16 protein-coding genes are annotated in these 18,526 nt (G+C 68.1%); 1 reads left to right on the forward strand and 15 read right to left on the reverse strand.

The window, feature by feature from the left end:
* Positions 1–123 precede the first annotated feature (123 nt).
* The 6 genes from H537_RS48115 to H537_RS0138025 all read right to left on the reverse strand — a co-directional run bounded on the left by H537_RS48115 (position 124) and on the right by H537_RS0138025 (position 7,921).
* A complete protein-coding gene (locus H537_RS48115) occupies positions 124–1,980 on the reverse strand; it encodes an arylsulfatase (RefSeq protein WP_169517186.1) in 1,857 nt (618 codons plus the stop codon).
* 154 nt (positions 1,981–2,134) lie between these two features.
* Positions 2,135–3,292, reverse strand: coding sequence for an MFS transporter (locus tag H537_RS0138005; protein WP_029002022.1), 1,158 nt, complete (start codon positions 3,290–3,292; stop codon positions 2,135–2,137).
* Between the two features lie 111 nt (positions 3,293–3,403).
* On the reverse strand, positions 3,404–4,426 hold the full coding sequence (locus H537_RS0138010; RefSeq protein WP_029002023.1) for a formylglycine-generating enzyme family protein: 1,023 nt from the start codon (positions 4,424–4,426) through the stop codon (positions 3,404–3,406).
* 28 nt (positions 4,427–4,454) lie between these two features.
* Positions 4,455–6,188: an arylsulfatase gene (locus H537_RS48120; RefSeq protein ID WP_084151274.1), complete on the reverse strand. Its 1,734-nt coding sequence runs from the start codon at positions 6,186–6,188 to the stop codon at positions 4,455–4,457.
* Positions 6,189–6,218: 30 nt separating this feature from the next.
* Positions 6,219–7,334, reverse strand: a complete 1,116-nt coding sequence (locus H537_RS0138020) for a porin (protein ID WP_029002024.1) — start codon at positions 7,332–7,334, stop codon at positions 6,219–6,221.
* A gap of 161 nt (positions 7,335–7,495) precedes the next feature.
* Positions 7,496–7,921, reverse strand: coding sequence for a GlcG/HbpS family heme-binding protein (locus tag H537_RS0138025; protein WP_029002025.1), 426 nt, complete (start codon positions 7,919–7,921; stop codon positions 7,496–7,498).
* Positions 7,922–8,043: 122 nt separating this feature from the next.
* Here H537_RS0138025 and H537_RS0138030 point away from each other — a divergent pair, with 122 nt between their 5' ends.
* Positions 8,044–8,958, forward strand: coding sequence for a LysR family transcriptional regulator (locus H537_RS0138030; RefSeq protein ID WP_029002026.1), 915 nt, complete (start codon positions 8,044–8,046; stop codon positions 8,956–8,958).
* A 95-nt stretch (positions 8,959–9,053) separates the two neighbouring features.
* Here the strand turns inward: H537_RS0138030 and H537_RS0138035 are convergent, their stop codons facing one another.
* From H537_RS0138035 to H537_RS0138075, 9 genes are all read right to left on the reverse strand, one after another.
* Positions 9,054–10,019, reverse strand: coding sequence for an alpha/beta hydrolase (locus H537_RS0138035; RefSeq protein WP_238446952.1), 966 nt, complete (start codon positions 10,017–10,019; stop codon positions 9,054–9,056).
* Positions 10,019–11,263, reverse strand: coding sequence for an amidohydrolase family protein (locus tag H537_RS0138040; protein WP_043462006.1), 1,245 nt, complete (start codon positions 11,261–11,263; stop codon positions 10,019–10,021). The genes H537_RS0138035 and H537_RS0138040 overlap by 1 nt, the downstream gene beginning before the upstream one ends.
* Before the next feature lie 33 nt (positions 11,264–11,296).
* Positions 11,297–11,941, reverse strand: coding sequence for a glutathione S-transferase family protein (locus H537_RS0138045; RefSeq protein ID WP_169517187.1), 645 nt, complete (start codon positions 11,939–11,941; stop codon positions 11,297–11,299).
* Positions 11,942–11,952: 11 nt separating this feature from the next.
* Complete coding sequence (locus H537_RS48125) at positions 11,953–12,927, reverse strand: Bug family tripartite tricarboxylate transporter substrate binding protein (protein ID WP_084151276.1); 975 nt, start codon at positions 12,925–12,927, stop codon at positions 11,953–11,955.
* 27 nt (positions 12,928–12,954) lie between these two features.
* Complete coding sequence (locus H537_RS0138055) at positions 12,955–14,472, reverse strand: bifunctional 3-(3-hydroxy-phenyl)propionate/3-hydroxycinnamic acid hydroxylase (RefSeq protein ID WP_029002030.1); 1,518 nt, start codon at positions 14,470–14,472, stop codon at positions 12,955–12,957.
* Positions 14,472–15,338, reverse strand: a complete 867-nt coding sequence (locus H537_RS0138060; protein ID WP_029002031.1) for a fumarylacetoacetate hydrolase family protein — start codon at positions 15,336–15,338, stop codon at positions 14,472–14,474. The genes H537_RS0138055 and H537_RS0138060 overlap by 1 nt, the downstream gene beginning before the upstream one ends.
* Positions 15,339–15,380: 42 nt before the next feature.
* Complete coding sequence (locus H537_RS0138065; RefSeq protein WP_029002032.1) at positions 15,381–16,286, reverse strand: VOC family protein; 906 nt, start codon at positions 16,284–16,286, stop codon at positions 15,381–15,383.
* Between the two features lie 32 nt (positions 16,287–16,318).
* A complete protein-coding gene (locus H537_RS0138070) occupies positions 16,319–17,344 on the reverse strand; it encodes an amidohydrolase family protein (protein ID WP_029002033.1) in 1,026 nt (341 codons plus the stop codon).
* An 849-nt stretch (positions 17,345–18,193) separates the two neighbouring features.
* Positions 18,194–18,526: NAD(P)(+) transhydrogenase (Re/Si-specific) subunit beta (locus H537_RS0138075; protein WP_211235153.1), on the reverse strand; the 333-nt coding region annotated here is incomplete at its 5' end.

Below are 18,526 nucleotides of genomic sequence, written 5' to 3' on the forward strand. Positions count from 1 at the left end.
GCAGCGCCGAGGGCATGACCTGCGCCAGCAGCTACGGCCCCTCGGCCTGCGATATCCAGGCCGAGAAGGCGCTCTCAGCAACCATGGCTATCGGACGCGCATTTCGCGCCGAGTGATGCCCGGCTATAGACCGCTGGCGTCGCGCTTGCCGGCGGGAGGCCGCGCAAGGTTGAGGACACTGTTGTCGCTGACGTACTTGTTCCACTCAGACAGCAGCGAAGCCACGATGTCCGGATTGGCTGCGGCCAGATCAGTCGTTTCACCGCGATCGGTATTCATGTTGAATAGCTTCCACGGCACTTCGGCATAACTTGACGCTGCCTGCCCAGGGGCTGTCGTCCTGCTGAGCTTCCACCCATCGCTGCGATGAACGTAGCCTTGCCCGTAGTACTCGAGTGCGATCGCCTCGGTGGCGGGCCGTACCTGTGGCGCATCGGCATCCGACTGCAACGCGCTGCGCAGCGACGACCCGCTGATAGGCACCACTTGACGTCCGGCGTAGCTTCCCGCCGGTACGGGAACATTCGCCATGTCGAGGACCGTCGGCAGAACATCCTTGACCAGCGCTGGCACGGTGAGCGGTCGATGGACCGTGTTCTTTCCAGGCATTTTGACGAACGCAGGCGCGCTGACCGAGCCCTCTGCGCCAGTAAAGGTCTTCCACAAGCGGAACGGCGCCGCACTGACCTCGGCCCAGCGCTCACCGTACCCAACTGTCGAGCCGGGCTTTCCCATGTTCGCCAGCACCGTGCTCGCCGTGTTTGCCGTGCCGCTCGGAGCACCACTGTCGGAGCCGTTGTCGGACATGAAGAAGATCAGCGTGTTGTCGTACTGGCCCGTATCCTTCAGGTACTTCACGATGCGACCGATGTTGCGGTCCATGTTGGACACCATGGCGGCGTACACTTCCATGGCACGCGCTTGCACAGCGCGCTCCTGAGCGGTGAGCTCGCTCCAGCGTTTCTTGCCGGTGCCGCCCTGAGCCACGCTGGCCAAGCCAGGGTTCTCGACGAATCCAGCCGGCAGAACGCCCAGCTGCTTCATGCGCGCGATGCGCCGGGCGCGAATAACGTCGTAACCCTCGTCGTAGCGTCCCGCCTGCGCCGCGATGTCCGCATCGGGTGCTTGCAGCGGCCAATGTGGCGCGGTGTACGCCGCATAAGCGAAGAACGGCTTGTTGTCGCCACGGTTCGAGTCGATGAACGAGATCAGCTTGTCGGTGTAGGTGGTCGATGAATAGAAGTCCTGCGGCAGGCTGGAAGCGGGAAGTTCGACGTCGTCCTGCGCATAGGTCGTGCGGTCGAATTGGGTAGGGGCTCCTGGGACTGGCGCGAAGTGCGCTCCGGCACCATCCAGCAGCGCAAACGAGCGCTCAAAGCCCATCTTGTTCGGGTACGCAGCCGGCAGGAAGTACGAGCCCGGCGTGGGCGTCGACTTGAACTGGTAGGCGAGGTGCCACTTGCCTGCCATATAGGTGTGGTAGCCGGCGTCTCGCAGCAGTTGCGGCATCGTGGCCACGGAGTCCAGCAAGTGGCCGCCATAGCCGGCGGGGACGTTGTCGTAGCCGAAGTCGACGCCAAATGGCGCATTTTTCTGGCCGAACAGTGCCGTCGTGTTGTTTTCAAGCTGAGCGATGCCGACACGGTGGCTGTCGGCGCCCGACATGAGCATGGCCCGTGTGGGCGAACAGGCCGGCGCCGTGTAGAAGCGCGTGAGAACCCGCCCGTCGGAGACGATGGCATCGATGTTGGGCGTTGGGATTTCGCTGCCGAAAGCACCGATGTCCGAGTAGCCCATGTCGTCGGCGAGAATGACCAGAACGTTGGGCCGCTGGACAGGTGCCGGCGCGCTGGCGCTGCCGCTGCCGCTGCCGCTGCCGCTGCCGCTGCCGCCGCACGCCGACAGCGCCAGCGCGGTAACGATGGGCACCGCAACACGAACCTGCCGCAGCGGGCGGCGCAAGCTTCTACCGTTGTTCATAAAGCCTCCTTGTATAAGTCCGCGTGGGGAACGGAACAGCCCACGGGCTACTTGCCGCGTATGGCGCGGCATGACTGCTTGGACCGTCGGGCGGACGATGACGGCAGGTGTTGCAAGTGCCTCATGATGTGGACTCCGCCAGCCGGTCTGAAGATCACGCCAGGGTGCTGGTCGTCGGGGCAGGCCGCGGTCGCAGCTGGGAGAAGCAGGCCACCGCGCCCATTGCCAGCAGCAACGCCACGATCCCAAGGCTGCCGTAGCCGAAACCCTTGACCAGCGTCCCGCCCAGAACGGGGCCGATGGCCGACCCGATCATGAGCATGGCTGGCGTGGCCGCCGGTGCGCGGCCGCTGGGGTCCAGCGCGGAGAGAAGCCCGAACGCGAACGTGTGGGTGAAGATCATCACGGCGGCGAACATGGCCGTGGCCGCGGCATACGGCGCGAAGCCCTGGCTCTGCGTGATCACCAGGGCAATCACGGCCTGCGCCACGGGCCCCATCAGCACCACCAGATGCGCGGGCAACCGGCGCTGCAACAGCGCCGCCAGCGGTGCCGGCAGCAGGTTCACGAGGCCCAGAGCAATGAGGACGCCGGTGACTGCCTCGAAGCCGAAGCCGCGGTCGGTGCCGATGCGCTCCACGAAGCTGAAGATCATGGCTTGCACCAGCGACATGAGGCTCACGCCGATAACGATGAGCCACACGTTGCGGCCGAGCTTGCCAGACGACGGCAGCCCTTCGGCCGGCGCGAGAGGAGTGGCCGCAGGGTTCGGAAAACCCAGCACGGAGCCCAGGGCTGCGACCAACATCACGCCGGCGAAGACCTTGAAGAGGGCCGAGCCGCCCGCGGCGGCCACGAGCTGCGGCGTGGCGCCCAGGAACGCGATGGCAAACACGCCCAGCGCCATGCCGACGATGGCGAAGAGCCGGTGCGGATTGGCGCTGCGCCCGATGGTGCCGTGCGTGGCGCTCAGGCCGCAGCCTGCGGCGAGGCCTGCCGCGGCATGCAGGGCGGCCAGGCTGGCGAAGTCCGAAGTCAGCGACATCGCGAAGAACGCCGCAGCCGACGCGCCGAAGCCCAGGCTGGCTGCCAGCCGCGCAGAAATGCGGCCGAAGCGTGAGGACAGGAAGATGCTGCTGAGCACCGCGCCGGCCAGGAACAGCGTCGCCAGGCCACCGGCCTGCTGGGGGTCGAACCGGTAGTGCTGGATCAGCGTGCCGATCCACACCGGCAATGCGACCAGGTCGACCATGCCCGCGCAGTGGCACAGCATCAGGACCACGCGTGCGGGCCAAGTTTCGGTCTTCGCCATGGCTTGTTCCTCTGGATGAGATGAAAGTGGGGTTGAGCAGGCAGCACCCGGCCTGCCGTGCCGTCAGGCACAGCGGTGCTGCCTACCCATGAGCTTGGGAAAAGGGGAACGTCAGCCGCGCTGGGAGCGCTTGACGGTGCGAAAGCCCACGTGAGACGTCGCCATGTCGGCCTCGTGCGGGTGGCGGGCCGTACTGCGGTAGCGCATGCAGTAGTTGGCCGCGCACAGGAAGGAGCCGCCCTTGATCACCACGGGCTCGCCCTGGCGCGGCGCGGCGCCAGCCTGTTCGATGCTGCCGCGCACGTCGCCGTTGCCGTGGGGCTGCCGAGGACCGCGGTAGGCGTCGCGGGTGAGTTCCCACACGTTGCCGATCATGTCGTGCAGTCCCAGGCCGTTGGCGGCGTAGCAGCCCACAGGGGCGGCACGGGCAAACCCATCCTCGCGCGTGTTCACGTCGGGAAAGATGCCCTGCCAGTAGTTGGCCAAGGGCTGACCCTGCGCGCCGCGCGGTTCGCGCTCGATGCGCTCGGGCTCGCCGGCGCCGCGCGCCGCGTACTCCCACTCGGCCTCGGTCGGCAGGTCGTGCCCGAGCCAGCGGGCGTAGGCCAGCGCGTCGGCATGGGTCACCAGCACCACGGGCTCGTGCTCACGGCCGTGCAGGTCGCTGCCGGGGCCTTCCGGATGCCGCCAGTCGGCGCCCTTGGTCCAGACCCACCACGAGTTCTCACGCACGTTCTGACCCTTGGCCGGTGCGCGAAACACGGCCGCCGCGCCCTCGCGCTCGGCCTGCGTCACATGGCCCGTGGCTTTCACGAACGCCGCGAACTGCGCATTCGTGACCTCGGTGCGGTCGATCCAGAAGCCGTCCAGCCGCACCTTGCCGGAGGGCCGTTCGTCCGGATAGCCCTGCAGCGTCCCGGGCTCCACCGTGCCGGCAGGCACCCAGGCCATGCCGGCTTGGGGCTCCTTGGCGAAGCCCTGGGGCAGTCCGGCATACGCCTGGCATTGCGGCACGTTGCCCAGCGGCAAGGTGCTGGCCGGCTTCGCGCTGGCGGAGAGTTGCGTCATGCCCGCCACCGCACCGAGTGCGAGGGTGAGGCCCGAGAGCAATGTGATGCGCAGGTTCACGGTCATCCCCATCAAGGGTCAGTGAGGCACGGTGTCACAACCCGCCGCCGCGGTTGGGCGGTGCCTTGAAACGCACGTCCGGCATGCGGGACTCGACGGTGTAGATCAACCCGACACGCTTGGCGTAGCTGTCCCAGTCCTCGGCAAGGCGCTTGATCACGTCGGGATGCTGGGCCGCGACGTTCTGGTTCTCGTAGCGGTCCTTCTGGACGTCGTAGAGCTCCCAGGTGTTGTCACCGAACGGCGGCAAGACCGACACCAGCTTCCACGGGCCCTTGCGCACGAAGCGTCCACCAAACAGCTCGCCCTCCACCGGCCGCTCCACGAAGCGCCGGGGCGCCGTCGGCTCGCGCAGCAGCGCGGTGAGGCTGTCGCCCGTCATGGGCAGCAAGGGGCGGCCGTCGGCCGCCGTGGCCGTCGCCTTCACGCCGGCGACATCCAGGATGGTCGGTGCAACGTCCGTGATGTGCGTGGGCACCGTCACCGGCGGCAGGGCCTGGGTCTGCGCCGGCATGCGCACGATGGCCGGCGCGATGATGCCGCCGTCGGCTGTCCAGCCCTTGAACAGCCGGAAGGGCGCCGCGCTCACCTCGGCCCAGCGTGCGCCGTAACCCACGTTGGACAGCGGACGGCCAATGTTCTCCAGCCGGTTGTCGTTGTTCGCGTTGTTCGGGATGAAGCTCTGTGAAGGCTCGGCCCCGTTGTCGGACTGGAACACGACCAGGGTGTTGTCGTAGGCACCGGTTTTCACCAGGTAGTCGATCAACCGGCCGATGTTGCGGTCCATGTTGTGGACCATGGCCGCGTACACCTCCATCTTGCGGGCTTCCTCGGCGCGGTCCTCGGGGCTGAGCAGGTCCCAGCTCGGGAAGTCCTTGGACGGCGGGATGCCGGAGTACGGCTTGACGTTGGGGCCCAGCAGCCCCAGCGCCTTCTGCCGCGCCAGGCGCGCCTCGCGGATCTGCTCGTAGCCCGCGTCGTACTTGCCCTTGAACTTGGCGATGTCCTCGTCGGGCGCGTGCAGCGGCCAGTGCGGCGCGGTGTAGGCGGCGTAGGCGAAGAACGGCTTGCCGTCGGCGCGGTTGCGCTCGATGTAGCCGATGAGCTTGTCCGTGATGGCAGTGCTCGAATAGAAGCCGGTGGGCAGGGTGACCTTCTCCGTGTTCTCCACCCAGGTGGGCCGGTCGGCAATGATGGGCTTGCCCGGCACCGGCCCGAAATGGTTGCCACCACCGGCCAGCAACGCGAAGGAGGACTCGAAGCCGCGGGCCGCGGGGTAGGCATCGGGTTCCTTGCCCAGATGCCATTTCCCGGCCATGTAGGTGTGGTAGCCGGCACGGCGCAGCGCCTCGGGCATCAGGGTGACCTTGTCATTGAGGAAGCCCTCGTAGCCCGGCTTGCCACGAAGCTGCGGCGCACCGCGCAAGGCCTCCTCCATCGTGCCCAGGCCGGCCAGGTGGTTGTCCGTGCCCGACATCAGCATGGCGCGCGTCGGCGAGCAGGTCGGCGCGACATAGTGGTTGGTCAGCAGCCGCCCCTGGCTGGCCAGCCGGTCCAGGTTCGGCGTGGGGATTTCGCCGCCGAAGGCCCCGATGTCGGAATAGCCCAGGTCGTCGGCCAGGATCACCAGGACATTGGGCCGCGAGGAGGCTTGCTTCGGCGCCTCGCCGACGACGCCCGTGTGGGAGCATGCGGTTGCAGACGCAACGGCGATCACAACGACGGCGCGCCGGGTCCAGCTTCTCAGGGACAGATTTTGGCTAATCATTGAAAACTCCTGGGGATATGGACTTGAGCTTCAGAAGCGGTGGCGCAGGCCGACCGCGAATCCCGTGACGTGGCCGTTGGCCGGCAGCGCAACGCCGTCCCGGATCGACACCATGGCTTGGCTGGGGCGGCCGTTGAAGCCGCTGTCTTCGTCAGATACGCGGCCGTAGCGGGTATACACGGCCGTGCGCTTGGACAAATGGTACGTGGCGCCGAGATTCAGGTAATCGTTGGTGCCCCGGGCCTTGGCCGCACCGGTTGCATACACCCGTCCGTCGTCCCTGGCGTGACCAACCTGGGCCACCAGGGTCACAGCTGACGTGGCTTTCCAGTTGACGCCGATCGTGGCGACCCGTGTCGTCGGCGCCGCGCCGCTGGGCAATTCGTTGCGGTGCACCCAGTACAAAGCTCCGAGTTCCACCGTGGGGGTCAGGGCGTATTTGGCGCCAATGGACATGATGCGCGGCTCCACCTTGGCTCCGCCAGCCGCGAGTGTTTCTCCGCGTGCCTGGTAAGCCACACCGGCTGAGAAGTTGCCCTGCGCATACTGCAGCATGGCCGCCTTCATTGACGCCGCGGTCCCTGCAGCGATGAACTGGGGCGTTGCCGGCGTAACAGAAGCACCTTCACCGGGCGCGAAGGCCAGCGTGCCGGTAAACCCGCCAATGCGGGGCGAGATATAGCTGATGACGTTGTCCAGCACCGTCTGGTCGATGTTGGCCAACTGCATGGCCAAGCCTGGCGAGTACGGTGAGAAATAGTCCGGATCGTAGGAGACCAGCGCCGACTGCATGACCGAGTACTGACGTCCGAAACGCACGGTGCCCAGGCGCTCCGAGCGCAGCCCCACGAAGGCCTGCCGTCCGAACAGCCGGCCGCCCTGCAGTGAGCTGCCTGTGTCCACACCGATACCGCCTTCCAGCGTGAACTCCGCCTTCAGTCCGCCCCCCAGGTCTTCGGTGCCTTCGAAGCCGAAGCGCGACGGCACGTGACCGGTTTGAGCCATGCGGGTGAGGTTGACGCCGTTGTTGGCGCGCAGGTGCTCCACCATCACGTCAAGCACGCCGTAGATTCTCACGTTGGACTGCGCCATCGCGGGAACCGCCGCTGCAGTCAGGGCCAGTGCGGCCGCCATGGTTTTCTTCATTTTGTCTCCGTGTCGGTGGTTTGGTTGGTCTGATGGAGGACTTGCGTACGACCACCTGAGTGCAAGTCGATGGGCCGGTTTCTCCCTCGAAACTGGCCGGATTTTTTGGGTTGCTCGCCGTGGCTGCGAAGCGCGTGCAGCCCGGATCGCACAAGGTGGGCTCAGCCGTGCGAAAGGCCTGCCGCTGAAATACCGGCGATGCAGATCGCCTCGTCCTCGTCGCCCGTGCCGCCCGATGCGCCCACGGCGCCCAGGACACGCCCTTCAGCGTCCTTGATGAGCACGGCGCCGGTCTGCGGCAGGAAGCGGCCCTGCGCGGTCGCGGCCAGCGCCCCGAAGAAGTTGGGGTTGCCCTTGGCGCGTTCGGCCAGCGTGCGGCTGGAAGTGCCCATGCCCACCGCCGCCCAGGCCTTGCCGGTAGCCACGTCGATACGGAACATGCTCGCGCCGTCCTCGCGTTGCGCGGCCTTGAGGTGCCCGGCGTCATCGAGCACGACCACCGCCATGGGCGCGTAGCCGGCCTGATGGGAGGCCTGCAGCGCGGCGGTAAGGATGGTGTTGGCTTGCGCCAGGGTCAGTGAAGTCACGGCGTTGTCTCCGGCAGCGCGGCCTGCGCTGGGTGCGCGCCGCGTCTATTGATCTGGAACAAAGTCTAGAAAGCGCCTCATCATCCATCCAGATGGTTTTGTGGATTCATATAATCCATGCCATGGATTTGAAGGCGGTGGATCTGAACCTGCTGGTCGTTTTCGATGCCCTGGTGGAGCACCGCGGCGTCACGCGCGCGGGCGAGGCCATCGGCTTGAGCCAGCCGGCCATGAGCGCGGCGCTGTCGCGTCTGCGCGTGCTGTTCGGCGATCCGCTGTTCGTGCGCTCAGGTGCCGAGATGAAGCCCACGCCACGGGCGCTGGAGCTGGCCGGGCCGGTACGGCGCGTCACCGAGCTGATCCGCACCGAGGTGCTGCAGCGTTCCGGTTTCGAGCCGGCCAGCTCACAGCGCACCTTCACCATCGTCACGCCGGACATCGGCGAGGTGAATTTCCTGCCGCGGCTTCTGGCCCGCTTCGAGAAGGAGGCGCCGCTGGCGAGCCTGCGCACGGTTGCAAGGCCGCGCGAGGCGGCAGCCGAAGCCCTGGAGTCGGGCGAGGCGGACCTGGCCGTGGGCTACTTCCCCGACCTGCAGCGCGCGGGCTTCTTCCTGCAGAAGCTTTTCGACAACCCGCATGTGTGCCTGGTGCGCAAGGCGCATCCGGCAGCGGATTCATTGACGCTGGAGGCGTACTTGGCCGCATCGCACGCCGTGGTGCGTCCTGGCGGTCGGGAGCACGTGTTCGAGCAGTTCCTGACGCAGCAGGGGCTGCGCCGCCGCGTGGTGGTGGAGTTGTCCCACTACATGAGCCTGCTGCCCATCGTCGAGCAATCGGACCTGATCGCCACGGTGCCGCTCGACCTGGCCGATGTGTGCGTGCGCCACGGTGCCCTGCGCATCGTCGAGGCGCCGGTGCAGGCGCCGGTGATCAGCGTTCACCAGTTCTGGCACGCGCGCTACCACAAGGACCAGGCCAGCCTGTGGCTGCGCGGCGTGCTCCAGTCCTTGTTCAAGGCGGGCAGCGCACGCGGGTGAAGGAGCCGCCGGCATTCCCATGTCGGCGGCACCGTCAGTGCTTGCAAGGGCCGTGGGTGCCCCTGGCCCAGGCAGGTGGTGTCAAGACCAGGGGCTCACCACTGGCGCAGCCACTGCAGCACCGGCCCGGCCAGGGACTCGTCGCCGGTGCCCACGGAGTAGTTCTGGCTCAGGTGGCCGTGGCCGCGCACCACGTGCAGCTCGGGCGAGAAGCCGTGCCGCGTCACGAGCCGCGCGAACAGCTCGCCCGCCTGCACTTGGAACTGCATCGGGTCGAGCTCGGCGTAGCTGATGAACAGCGGCAGCGGCACCGCATCCACCAGATCCACCGTGGACATCGAGCTCCAGGCTGCCGTGTCCGGGCCGAAATAGGCTTCGTTGCGCGGGTCGGGCGTCTCGATTCCGAACTGCGGCCGGGCCAGGGCTTCGAGCCGGGCGTTGTAGACGCCGGAGATCAGCACCGCGCCGCGCACCTTCAGGCCGCCGGGCGGATGGAAGCGCCGCACCAGCGTGGCAGCAGCCACGTGCGCGGCACCGGCCGACTCACCCGCCAGCACGATGCGCTCCGGGTCGCCGCCGAAGCGCGCGGCGTTCTCGCGCAGCCACTGCACCACGGCCACGACGTCCTCGGCGCCGGCAGGCCAGCGGTGCTTCGGCGCCAGGCGGTAGTTGGGCACCACCGTCACGATGCCTTCACGGGCAAAGTGGTAGCCGATGTTCTCCCGCCCCTGCTTGTCGCCGCGCACGAAGCCGCCGCCGTGCAGGAACACGAGCACCGGCCGCAACGCCTGCGTTGCGGTTTCGGGCTCGTACACGTCGAGCCGGTGGCGTTCATCGTCGCCGTAGGCCAGGTCATTCGTGCGGCGCACGCCATCGCGCGGCTGGTGCGCCAGCAGGGGCTTGTAGAGCGCCTGGATGCCGGCGATGTCGATGACCGGACCCCGCTGGCGCAGCTGTGCCTCGATGTCCGGCGGCACGCCGGCCGAAGCCGCGGCGCCCAGCCCCAAGGGCAGCACGCCACACGTCATGGCCTGCCGCCACCGCTGCCAGAAAGCGCGCATCACTGCGCTCCCGGCGCCTTGTGGAAGCGCCCGTCCTTCATGATGGCCTTGAGCCGGTTCTTGTCTTGCAGCACCCGCACGTCGGCGCAGGGGTCACCGTCGACCAGCAGCAGGTCGGCCAGGAAGCCCGGGCGCACCTGGCCGAGCTCGTCGCCCATGCCCATGATCTCGCCACCGAGCTGCGTCGCCGCGTGCAGCACCTGCGCCGGCGTGTAGCCCAGGTGGCGCACCCACAGCTCCAGGTCCCAGGCGTTGCGGCCGTTGGGATTGAACGGAAAGCCGTAGTCGCCGCCGGGCAGCAGCTTCACGCCGCGCCGGCGCAGCTCGGGCACCAGCCCGCGCTGGCGTTCCATCACGATCGCCGCGTCCTCCTTCATGTGCCGCATGTCGATGTGCGGCGGCGGATTGGCATCCAGCGTGGCCTGCACGATGCCGATGGACGGTGCGACGAAGATGCGGTCCCGGGCCTGCTCCAGCAGGTCCAGCGCCTCCTCGTCGGCATAGGTGCAGTGGTAGAGCACGCGAAAGCCATGGCGCACGCCGAGCTTCACGGCGTCGCTGGCATGCGCATGGCCCGTGAGCCAGACGTCGCTCTCGCGGGCCTGCTCGCCCGCAGCACGGATCTCGTCCTCGGTGTAAAGCACCTCGTGCGAGGCGCCCGGCTTGAGCGCGCTCTCGCCGGAGAGGAGGAACTTCACGGCCTTGGCGCCGATGTCGGCGCAGCCCTTGACGAAGGCGCGCATGCCGTCCGGGCCGCGCACGCTGTCGGCCACCTTGCCGGGGTCCAGCTCGCTCTCGTTGGGCGGCTCGCGCTCGACCGAGGACGGGATCAGGCGCGGCCCGGGCAGGCCGCCCGAGACGATGTGCTCGTTGAGCTTGATCTCCAGCGTCTTGCTCAGCGCGCCGGCCGAGTAGGCGCTGGTGAAGCCGTGGTCCAGCAGGATGCGGGCATTGCGCGCCGCGGTCAGGGCCAGCTCCTCCGGCGGCAGGTACATGCCCGGCACGAACTTCTCCACGCTGGAGGGCCAGGTCAGGTGGGCGTGGGCCTCGGTCATGCCGGGCATGAGCACGGCACCACCGCCCTCGACCACGCGGGCGCCGTCGCGCGAGACGCGCTCGGTGCCGCGGGCCACCTGCGCGATGCGCTGGCCTTCGACGCGGACCTCGCCCGGGAAAGGCAGCTCGCCGCTGCCGTCGAAGATGCGCACGTTCGTGAAGACGACGGGGCGGGTATCGGAGTTCATGGTCTTGTCTCCTGGGGTCATCGGGAATGGAATTCAGCAGCGAGCCGTCTCGCGTGCCAGGGCGCGCTGGAAGGCAGGCCTGCGACTGTGCCGCTCCACCAGTGCGGCGAGATGGGGAAATTGCGTAGCGTCCAGGCCGCTGTCCACGCCACGCCCGAAGGCCCAGCACAGGTGCGTGTCGGCAATGCACCAGGCCTCCCCCATGAGCCAGGAGCGGCCGTCGGCCAGGACTTCTTCGGCCACCGGGAGCTGCTGCGCCATCTCGGCCAGCGCGGTGCTGCGAAGGGCTGCGTGCGTGGCGGCGTCGGGATGGATGCGCGCCGGCATGCGGGCGCGGTACACCAGCGGATGCAAGGTGCCCACGCTCCAGGCCAGCCAGCTCATCGCCTGGGCACGTCCCCACGCGTTGCTCGCCGGCGGAAGCAGGCCCGCTTGCGCGAAGCGTGCGTCCAGCCACGCCAGGATGGCCAGGCTCTCGCTGAACACGCCGCCGGCGGTCGCCAGCAGCGGAACCTTGCCCTTGGGGTTGAGCGCCAGATAGCCCTCCCTGCGCTGCTGGCCGTCGGCCAGCGACAGCGGCCGCGCTTCGTAGCGGGCGCCGGCTTCTTCCAGCGCGACCAGGACCACGCGGGAGCAGGCGCCCGGCGCGAAGTACAGCGCCATGGATGTGTCAGTCAACGTCTGCTCCATCATTCCGGCAGCACGCCGATTTCCTGCGCAATGGCTGTCCAGCGCTCGAACTCCGCGCGCAGGAAAGCGCTCGTGTCCGCGACGCTCAAGCCAGCGCTCACCAGCGGGCCGATGGCGGCGATGCGCTCGGCCACGTCCTTGTCGCGCAGCACCGCATTGAGGTCGCGGTTGACGCGCTCGGCAACCGCAGCCGGCGTGCCTTTCGGGGCCACCAGGGCGAACCAGCCGACCATGTCGAAGCCCGGCAGCTTCTCGGCCAGCGCCGGCACGCCTTCCCAGCCGGCAAGGCGCCCCGGCGACGTGGTGGCCAACACCCGAAGCCGCCCTTGGCGTGCGAGCTGCGCTGCGGAGGCCAGGTCCGCGAACATCGCATCCACGTGGCCGCCGATCAGGTCCTGCGTGCCCACGCCCACCGACGCATACGGCACCAGGTTGGCACCGGCCTGCGTGCGGGCGTTGGACAGCCGCGCGATCATGCCGCTGAAGGTGCGCGGCCCCTCGTTGCCCAGGCTGAACCGGCCCGGCGCGGCCTTGGAACGTGCGATCAGATCGTCCACGCTCCTGATGGGCGACGCTGCTTCCACCAGCAGCGCAAAGGGGCTGTGCGCCACCAAGGCCACCGGGGTGAAATCCCTGGCGGGGTCGTAGGGCAGCGACTTGAACAGCAGCGCATTGGTCACGAGCGCGGCCGTCGTGGCGAAATAGAAGGTGTAGCCGTCGCCGGGCGCACGGGCCGCGGCCTGTGCGCCGATCGTGTTCTGGCCGCCGGGCTTGTTGTCGATGACGATGGCCTGGCCCCAGGATCGCTGCAGGCGATCCGCGAGGACGCGCGCCACGTTGTCCGGGCCGGAGCCCGGCGGCTGCGACAGCAACCACTTCACCGGCCTGTCGGGCCAGGACTGCGCGCGCACGCCGGGTGCCGGGCCGGCCAGCGCGCCGGCAGCCATTGCCTGCATCAGTTGACGTCGTTGCATGAGACTGCGGTCCTGCTGCAATGGGATTCAGGCCAGCGCGCGCTGCCACTCGGCAAGCAGGGACTGCAGCCCGGCCTCGTCCGGCGCGGTGCCGAACACGTAGTGGTCGGGCCGCACCACGGCTGCGCGGCACTCATGGCGCCGCATCCAGTCGGCCACCACGCTGTCCGCTTCGCCCTGGCCATCCGGGCCCAGCGCCAGCACCGTCAAGCCCGCCACGCCGCCCGGCATGGGCAGCGTGCCGTCCGTCACCAGGCGCCAGCCATGGCCCGCCACCTTGTCCATGAGCACCGGCTGGGGCGCCGCACTCAGCCGCGGCTGCGGAAACAGCGTGCCGCGGGCGCTGCCGGGCACCTGCGACAGCAGCCCGGTTTCCAGACGCGGCAGCACGTCCTGGCGCGGCGTGTCCTTGACCACGCCGCCGCACTCGGCCAGCAGCCTCGCATCGCGCTCGCGGGCCTTGGCCACGTCGCGTTCGCAGATGACGGCGCCGACGGCCTTGATGCGCGTGGTGAGCTCGCGCACGTGCGCCTTGCGCTCGTGCCCGTAGCTGTCGAGCAGCCGCTCGGCGGCTTCGCCCCGGAGCACCGCCGCGAGTTTCCAGCTCAGGTTGGTCACGTCGCGCACGCCCTGGCACATGCCCTGGCCCAGGAAAGGCGGCTGCATGTGCGCCGCGTCGCCGGCCACGAACACGCGGCCAGCGCGCCACGTCTGCGCCACCAGGGCGTGGAAGCGGTAGCTGGCCTGGCGCCAGAGCTCGCCGTCCTCGGGCGTGAGCCAGCGCGACAGCAGCGCCCAGGTGCCCTCGGGCGTGGCGGCCTCGCGCGGATCCTCGCCGGCCTTGAGCGAGATTTCCCAGCGCCGGTGGTTGCCCGGGCCGATGACGAAGGTGCACGGGCGTTCGGGCTCGCAGTACTGCACGCTGGTCTTGGGCAGCTTGGCCAGGCCACGCTCGTTCACGCGAACGTCCACCACCAGCCAGGGCTCGTCGAAGTCGAGGTCCTCCAGCTCGATGCCCACCATGCCGCGCACGCTGCTGGCCCCGCCGTCGCAGGCGATCACGTACCTGGCCCGCACCTGGCTGACGGCGCCGTCATCGCCGCGCAGCGACAGCTCGACGCCCTCGGCATCCTGGGCCAGCGCCGTCATCTCGGTGCCCAGGGCCACCGTGACGTTGGGCATCTGCGCCACGCGCTCGCGCAGCGCTCGCTCCACCGGGGGCTGGGTGAACACGAGCGAGGGCGTGTAGCCCTGCGGGTACGGTGGCGCCACCATCGTCATGCGGCGGATGAGCTGTCCGTCCACGCCGAAGTACTCCGAGTCGGTGAAGGGCTCGAAGTACGGCGCGATGGCGTCCACCACGCCGATCTGCTGGAACACGCGCATGATCTCGTGGTCCAGCGCGATGGCGCGCGGGATCTCGTAGACGCCGCGCATGCGGTCGCACACGTGCACCTGCAGGCCCGCCTGGCCCAGCAGCGCGGCCGCCACCGCGCCGGCCGGACCGTAGCCGACGAGGGCAACGTCGTAGGCAGCACCAGCCATCACGCGGCCTCCGCGACGATCGGGTTGCGCAGCGTGCCGATGCGCTCGATCTCGATCTCGATGGTGTCGCCGGCCTTCATCCACACGGGCGGCGTGCGCGCCTGGCCCACGCCCGCGGGCGTGCCCATCACGATCACGTCACCGGGCTCCAGCGTCATGCAGTCGGACATCAGCGCGATGGTCTCGGCCACGCTCCAGATCATGTCGCTGGTGTTGGCATCCTGCATCACCTGGCCGTTGAGGCGGCTCTGGATGCGCAGCCCGGTGGCGCCGGGTGCCAGCTCATCGGCCGTGACCAGCACCGGGCCAAAGCCGCCGGTGGCGTCGAAGTTCTTGCCGATGGTCCACTGCGGCGTGCGCTTCTGGTAGTCGCGCACCGACATGTCGTTGAAGCAGGTGTAGCCGAAGACGTATTGCAGCGCGTCTTCCTGGCTCACGTGGCGCGGCACCTTCGCGCCGATGACCAGCGCCAGCTCGGCCTCATAGTCGAAGCGCTCGGACACCTTGGGCAGCACGCCGGGCTGGCCGTGGCCCATCAGCGAGCTCTTGCCGCGGAAGAAGAGCCAGGGGTACTCGGGCTTGTCGCGGCCGCCTTCCTTGGCATGGTCGAAGTAGTTCAGGCCCAGGCAAATGGTCTTGCCGGGCTCGGGCACCAGCGGCGCGAGTTCCAGGCCGGACAGCGCCAGACGCGGCGCATCGCTGTCCAGCACCGCCTTGGCCGCGGCCGCCAGGTCCACGCCCGCTTCGAGCGCGCGGCGCAGGTCGGACGGCACCTGGGGCTGGGCGGCATTGAGGTCGATCACGTGGTCGCCGTCAACGAGTCCGAGGCGAGGCTGGCCGGCTTTGAGGAAAGTGGTGAATTTCATGTCGGGTCGGTCGGGTTGGAGCGAAAGGAATGCCTAGCCAGGTCAGGCGCTGGTGGGCACGAAGAACACGGCGCGCTGCGCCTCTTTCAGCCGCGCGGATGGCGGCTGCGAGATGCCCCACTGGTCCACGCGCCCGGTGGGCCACTTCCAGTCGTCGGGGCCGCCCACGCGGTAGCTGTCGTCGATCTGCTCGACCTCGGCCGTGTACTCGATGACCACGCCGAACGGGTCAATGAAATAGTTGAAGGCGTTGTCGCCAGGGCCGTGGCGGCCCGGGCCCCATTCGATGCCGTGTCCCGCGTCGCGCATGCGCCCGCCGCCACGCATCACGGAGTCCAGGTCGGGCATCACGAAGGCGATGTGGTTGAGCGCGTCGTTGTCCGCGTCGCCGAGCGCGATCGAGTGGTGGTCGCGGTCGCAATTCATGAACGCCATGATTCGCGTGCGGTCCGACAGGCTGAAGCCCAGCGCCTGCTCGAAGAAGCGCCGCGTGGACTCCACGTCATGGCTGTTAAGCACCGCATGGGCCAGGCGATACGGCCGGTCCTTCACTTCCCGGGCGTCGGCATGGCGCTCGTCGCCATGCACGATCTGCAGCAGCCGCCCATCCGGGTCACGGATCGTCAAGCCCATGCCGCCGCCGGACTCGGCAATGGGGCCGACCGGGCTGTACACCCGCCCACCAGCACGGTCGGTGGCCGCGGCAATGTCCTGCAGCGCCTGCGCGCTGCGGGCGCGCAACGTGACGTGCCGGATCTGCGGCCGGTCGCCGCCGCGGTGCAGGGCCAGCAGGTGGTGGTCGGCGCCCGTGCCACGCAGGTAGAGCGCATCGTCCGTGCGCGCGACCACGTCGAGATGCCAGACCCGGGTGTAGAAGTCCTCGGCTTGCGCGAGATTGGGCACGTTCAGCGCCACGCTGCGCAGGCCTGCGATCCAGGGAGAAGCCATGCGATGGAGTCCTTATGAAAGGTGAGCGTTGATCAGGCAACCACGCCGTCGAGCGCCAGGAAGCGCTGAGCGTTGCCATGGACGAGCTGCTGAACCGTGGCGTCATCGAAGCCCGCGGCCTCGATGCGCGCCACCGGTGTGCGGTCGTGGAAGTTGAAGGGGTAGTCGGTGCCCACCATCAGCTGGCTTGCGCCAAAGCGATCCACGAGGTGGCGCAGCGTGGTCGTGTCGAAGACCAGGGTGTCGAAGAAGAGCTTTGCGGCCTGCTCCGCCGGCGAGGCCTGCAGCTGTTCCTTCAGTGCCGGGAACACGCCAAAGCCCTGTTGCAGCCGCGGCAGCAGCATCGCCAGCGTGCCGCCGCCGTGGCTGAAGGCGATGCGCAGCGCGGGATGGCGCAGCAGCAGGTTGGACGTGATGACGGAGGCCGCCGCGAGGCCGACGTCGCTGGGGTAAGCCAGTACTTGCTGCAGCGACGCAGGGCCGACGAGGCGGTCCATGCCGGTGGGCTTGAGCGCATGGACGAAGACCGCGGCGCCCAGCGCCTCGCAGGCGGCAAAGAAGGGCTCGAAACGCTTGTGGCCGACGGGCACGCCGTTGACGTTGCTGCCGATCTCCACGCCGGCGAAGCCGAGCACCTGCATGGCATGCTCGAGTTCCGCGATGGCCAGGTCGATGTCCTGCAACGGCACGGCTGCGAGGCCGATGAACGTGCCGGGCGCCTCGGCCACCATCGCGGCAGTCTGGTTGTTGAGCCAGCGGCAAAGCTGCTGGCCGTCAGCCGGCTCGAACCAGTACGACAGCAGCTCGGGCATGGGCGACAGCACCTGCTGCGACACCCCCATGGCGGGCAGGTCGGCCAGGCGCCGGCTCGGGCTCCAGCATTTGTCGGAGACAGTGCGGTACACCTTGTCCGCGATCATCACGTGGCGGTGGCACTCGTGCGCCGGCACCATCGACGGCCACGACGCCGGCATCCGGGCGCCGATGTAGCGGGGGAAGTGCTCCGGCACCACGTGCGCATGCACGTCGATGCCACAGGCGCACGGCTGACGGGTCATGGCTGCCTGCTCCCGGGCTGTTCCAGCCGAGCGGCAAGAGGGTTGTTGGCCTGCGCCAGGACGCACGAGCTCACGGACTTGTCTCCTTGTGCGCGGCCAGCACCGGGTACGTGCCGCGTCTATTGATGTGGAGCAAAGTCTAGAAAGCGCGCCTCCATCCATCCAGATGGTTTTGTGGATTCATATAATCCACGCGGTGGATTTTCGGGCTTAAGGTCGGCGGTGTCGACGGCCAACGGCGCTCAGCGAAGGGAGCCTTGCAGCGAGCGTGAGTTCATGCGGGGCAATGCTCAGTACTGGTGGTGCGAGGGGTTCGCCAAGGACACCACAGCGTGTTGGCAGTGCTTGTGCGCGCGAGAACCACGAGGCATGTCAGCGAACACAACGATCAGTGCGCTGAGCTGCTGGTGCGCGAGTGCCAAGCAGCAGGCCCGCTGGCCCCTGGGGTGGAGATCACCTGAAACGCCGCAGGTGCTGGTTGCCATGAATACACAAACGTATCGGGCACGACGGCGGCGCCGCAGCGTTGCTTTCAGACCAGTGAGCCGTATGCCGAAGGACCAGGCTGTCTAACAGCCGCACAACCAACTTGCACCAATTGCGTTTATGTCAAATTTGGTTGATGAGGCAACGTCTTTGGTAGTTGCAATTGACGTATGCGCCATTGATGCGCAAACGTGCAGGCACCATTCCATCTGCTGGCCGTGCCGCTTGATGCAGCAACATTTTTGTAAAGTGAATGATATTCCGGTCATCGCGGCTGCAACACGATACCCGTGAGCTGAAATCCTTCAACACCATGAAAAAGGCCGCCTCTGGGCGGCCTCGTGTAGGGTCGCAGACGCGGTTCTACTCGATGGCTTTGACCATGTCCTCCACGACCTTCTTGGCGTCGCCGAAGACCATCATGGTCTTGTCCATGTAGAACAGCTCGTTGTCCAGGCCCGCGTAGCCCGCGGCCATCGAGCGCTTGTTCACGATCACGGTCTTGGCCTTGTAGGCCTCCAGGATCGGCATGCCGTGGATGGGGCTGCCCTTTTGCAGCGCGGCGGGGTTCACCACGTCGTTGGCGCCCAGGATGATGGCCACGTCGGCCTGGCCGAACTCGCCGTTGATGTCCTCCATCTCGAAGACCTGGTCGTAGGGCACCTCGGCTTCGGCCAGCAGCACGTTCATGTGCCC

It is taken from the genome of Azohydromonas australica DSM 1124 (genome assembly GCF_000430725.1).
Taxonomy (GTDB): domain Bacteria; phylum Pseudomonadota; class Gammaproteobacteria; order Burkholderiales; family Burkholderiaceae_C; genus Azohydromonas; species Azohydromonas australica.

Coding starts and splice junctions, on each gene's coding strand:
- H537_RS48115 (WP_169517186.1), bottom strand. CDS start 1,980: ATGAACAACGGTAGAAGCTTGCGCCGCCCGCTGCGGCAGGTTCGTGTT.
- H537_RS0138005 (WP_029002022.1), bottom strand. CDS start 3,292: ATGGCGAAGACCGAAACTTGGCCCGCACGCGTGGTCCTGATGCTGTGC.
- H537_RS0138010 (WP_029002023.1), bottom strand. CDS start 4,426: ATGACCGTGAACCTGCGCATCACATTGCTCTCGGGCCTCACCCTCGCA.
- H537_RS48120 (WP_084151274.1), bottom strand. CDS start 6,188: ATGATTAGCCAAAATCTGTCCCTGAGAAGCTGGACCCGGCGCGCCGTC.
- H537_RS0138020 (WP_029002024.1), bottom strand. CDS start 7,334: ATGAAGAAAACCATGGCGGCCGCACTGGCCCTGACTGCAGCGGCGGTT.
- H537_RS0138030 (WP_029002026.1), top strand. CDS start 8,044: ATGGATTTGAAGGCGGTGGATCTGAACCTGCTGGTCGTTTTCGATGCC.
- H537_RS0138035 (WP_238446952.1), bottom strand. CDS start 10,019: ATGCGCGCTTTCTGGCAGCGGTGGCGGCAGGCCATGACGTGTGGCGTG.
- H537_RS0138040 (WP_043462006.1), bottom strand. CDS start 11,263: ATGAACTCCGATACCCGCCCCGTCGTCTTCACGAACGTGCGCATCTTC.
- H537_RS48125 (WP_084151276.1), bottom strand. CDS start 12,927: ATGCAACGACGTCAACTGATGCAGGCAATGGCTGCCGGCGCGCTGGCC.
- H537_RS0138055 (WP_029002030.1), bottom strand. CDS start 14,472: ATGGCTGGTGCTGCCTACGACGTTGCCCTCGTCGGCTACGGTCCGGCC.
- H537_RS0138060 (WP_029002031.1), bottom strand. CDS start 15,338: ATGAAATTCACCACTTTCCTCAAAGCCGGCCAGCCTCGCCTCGGACTC.
- H537_RS0138065 (WP_029002032.1), bottom strand. CDS start 16,286: ATGGCTTCTCCCTGGATCGCAGGCCTGCGCAGCGTGGCGCTGAACGTG.
- H537_RS0138070 (WP_029002033.1), bottom strand. CDS start 17,344: ATGACCCGTCAGCCGTGCGCCTGTGGCATCGACGTGCATGCGCACGTG.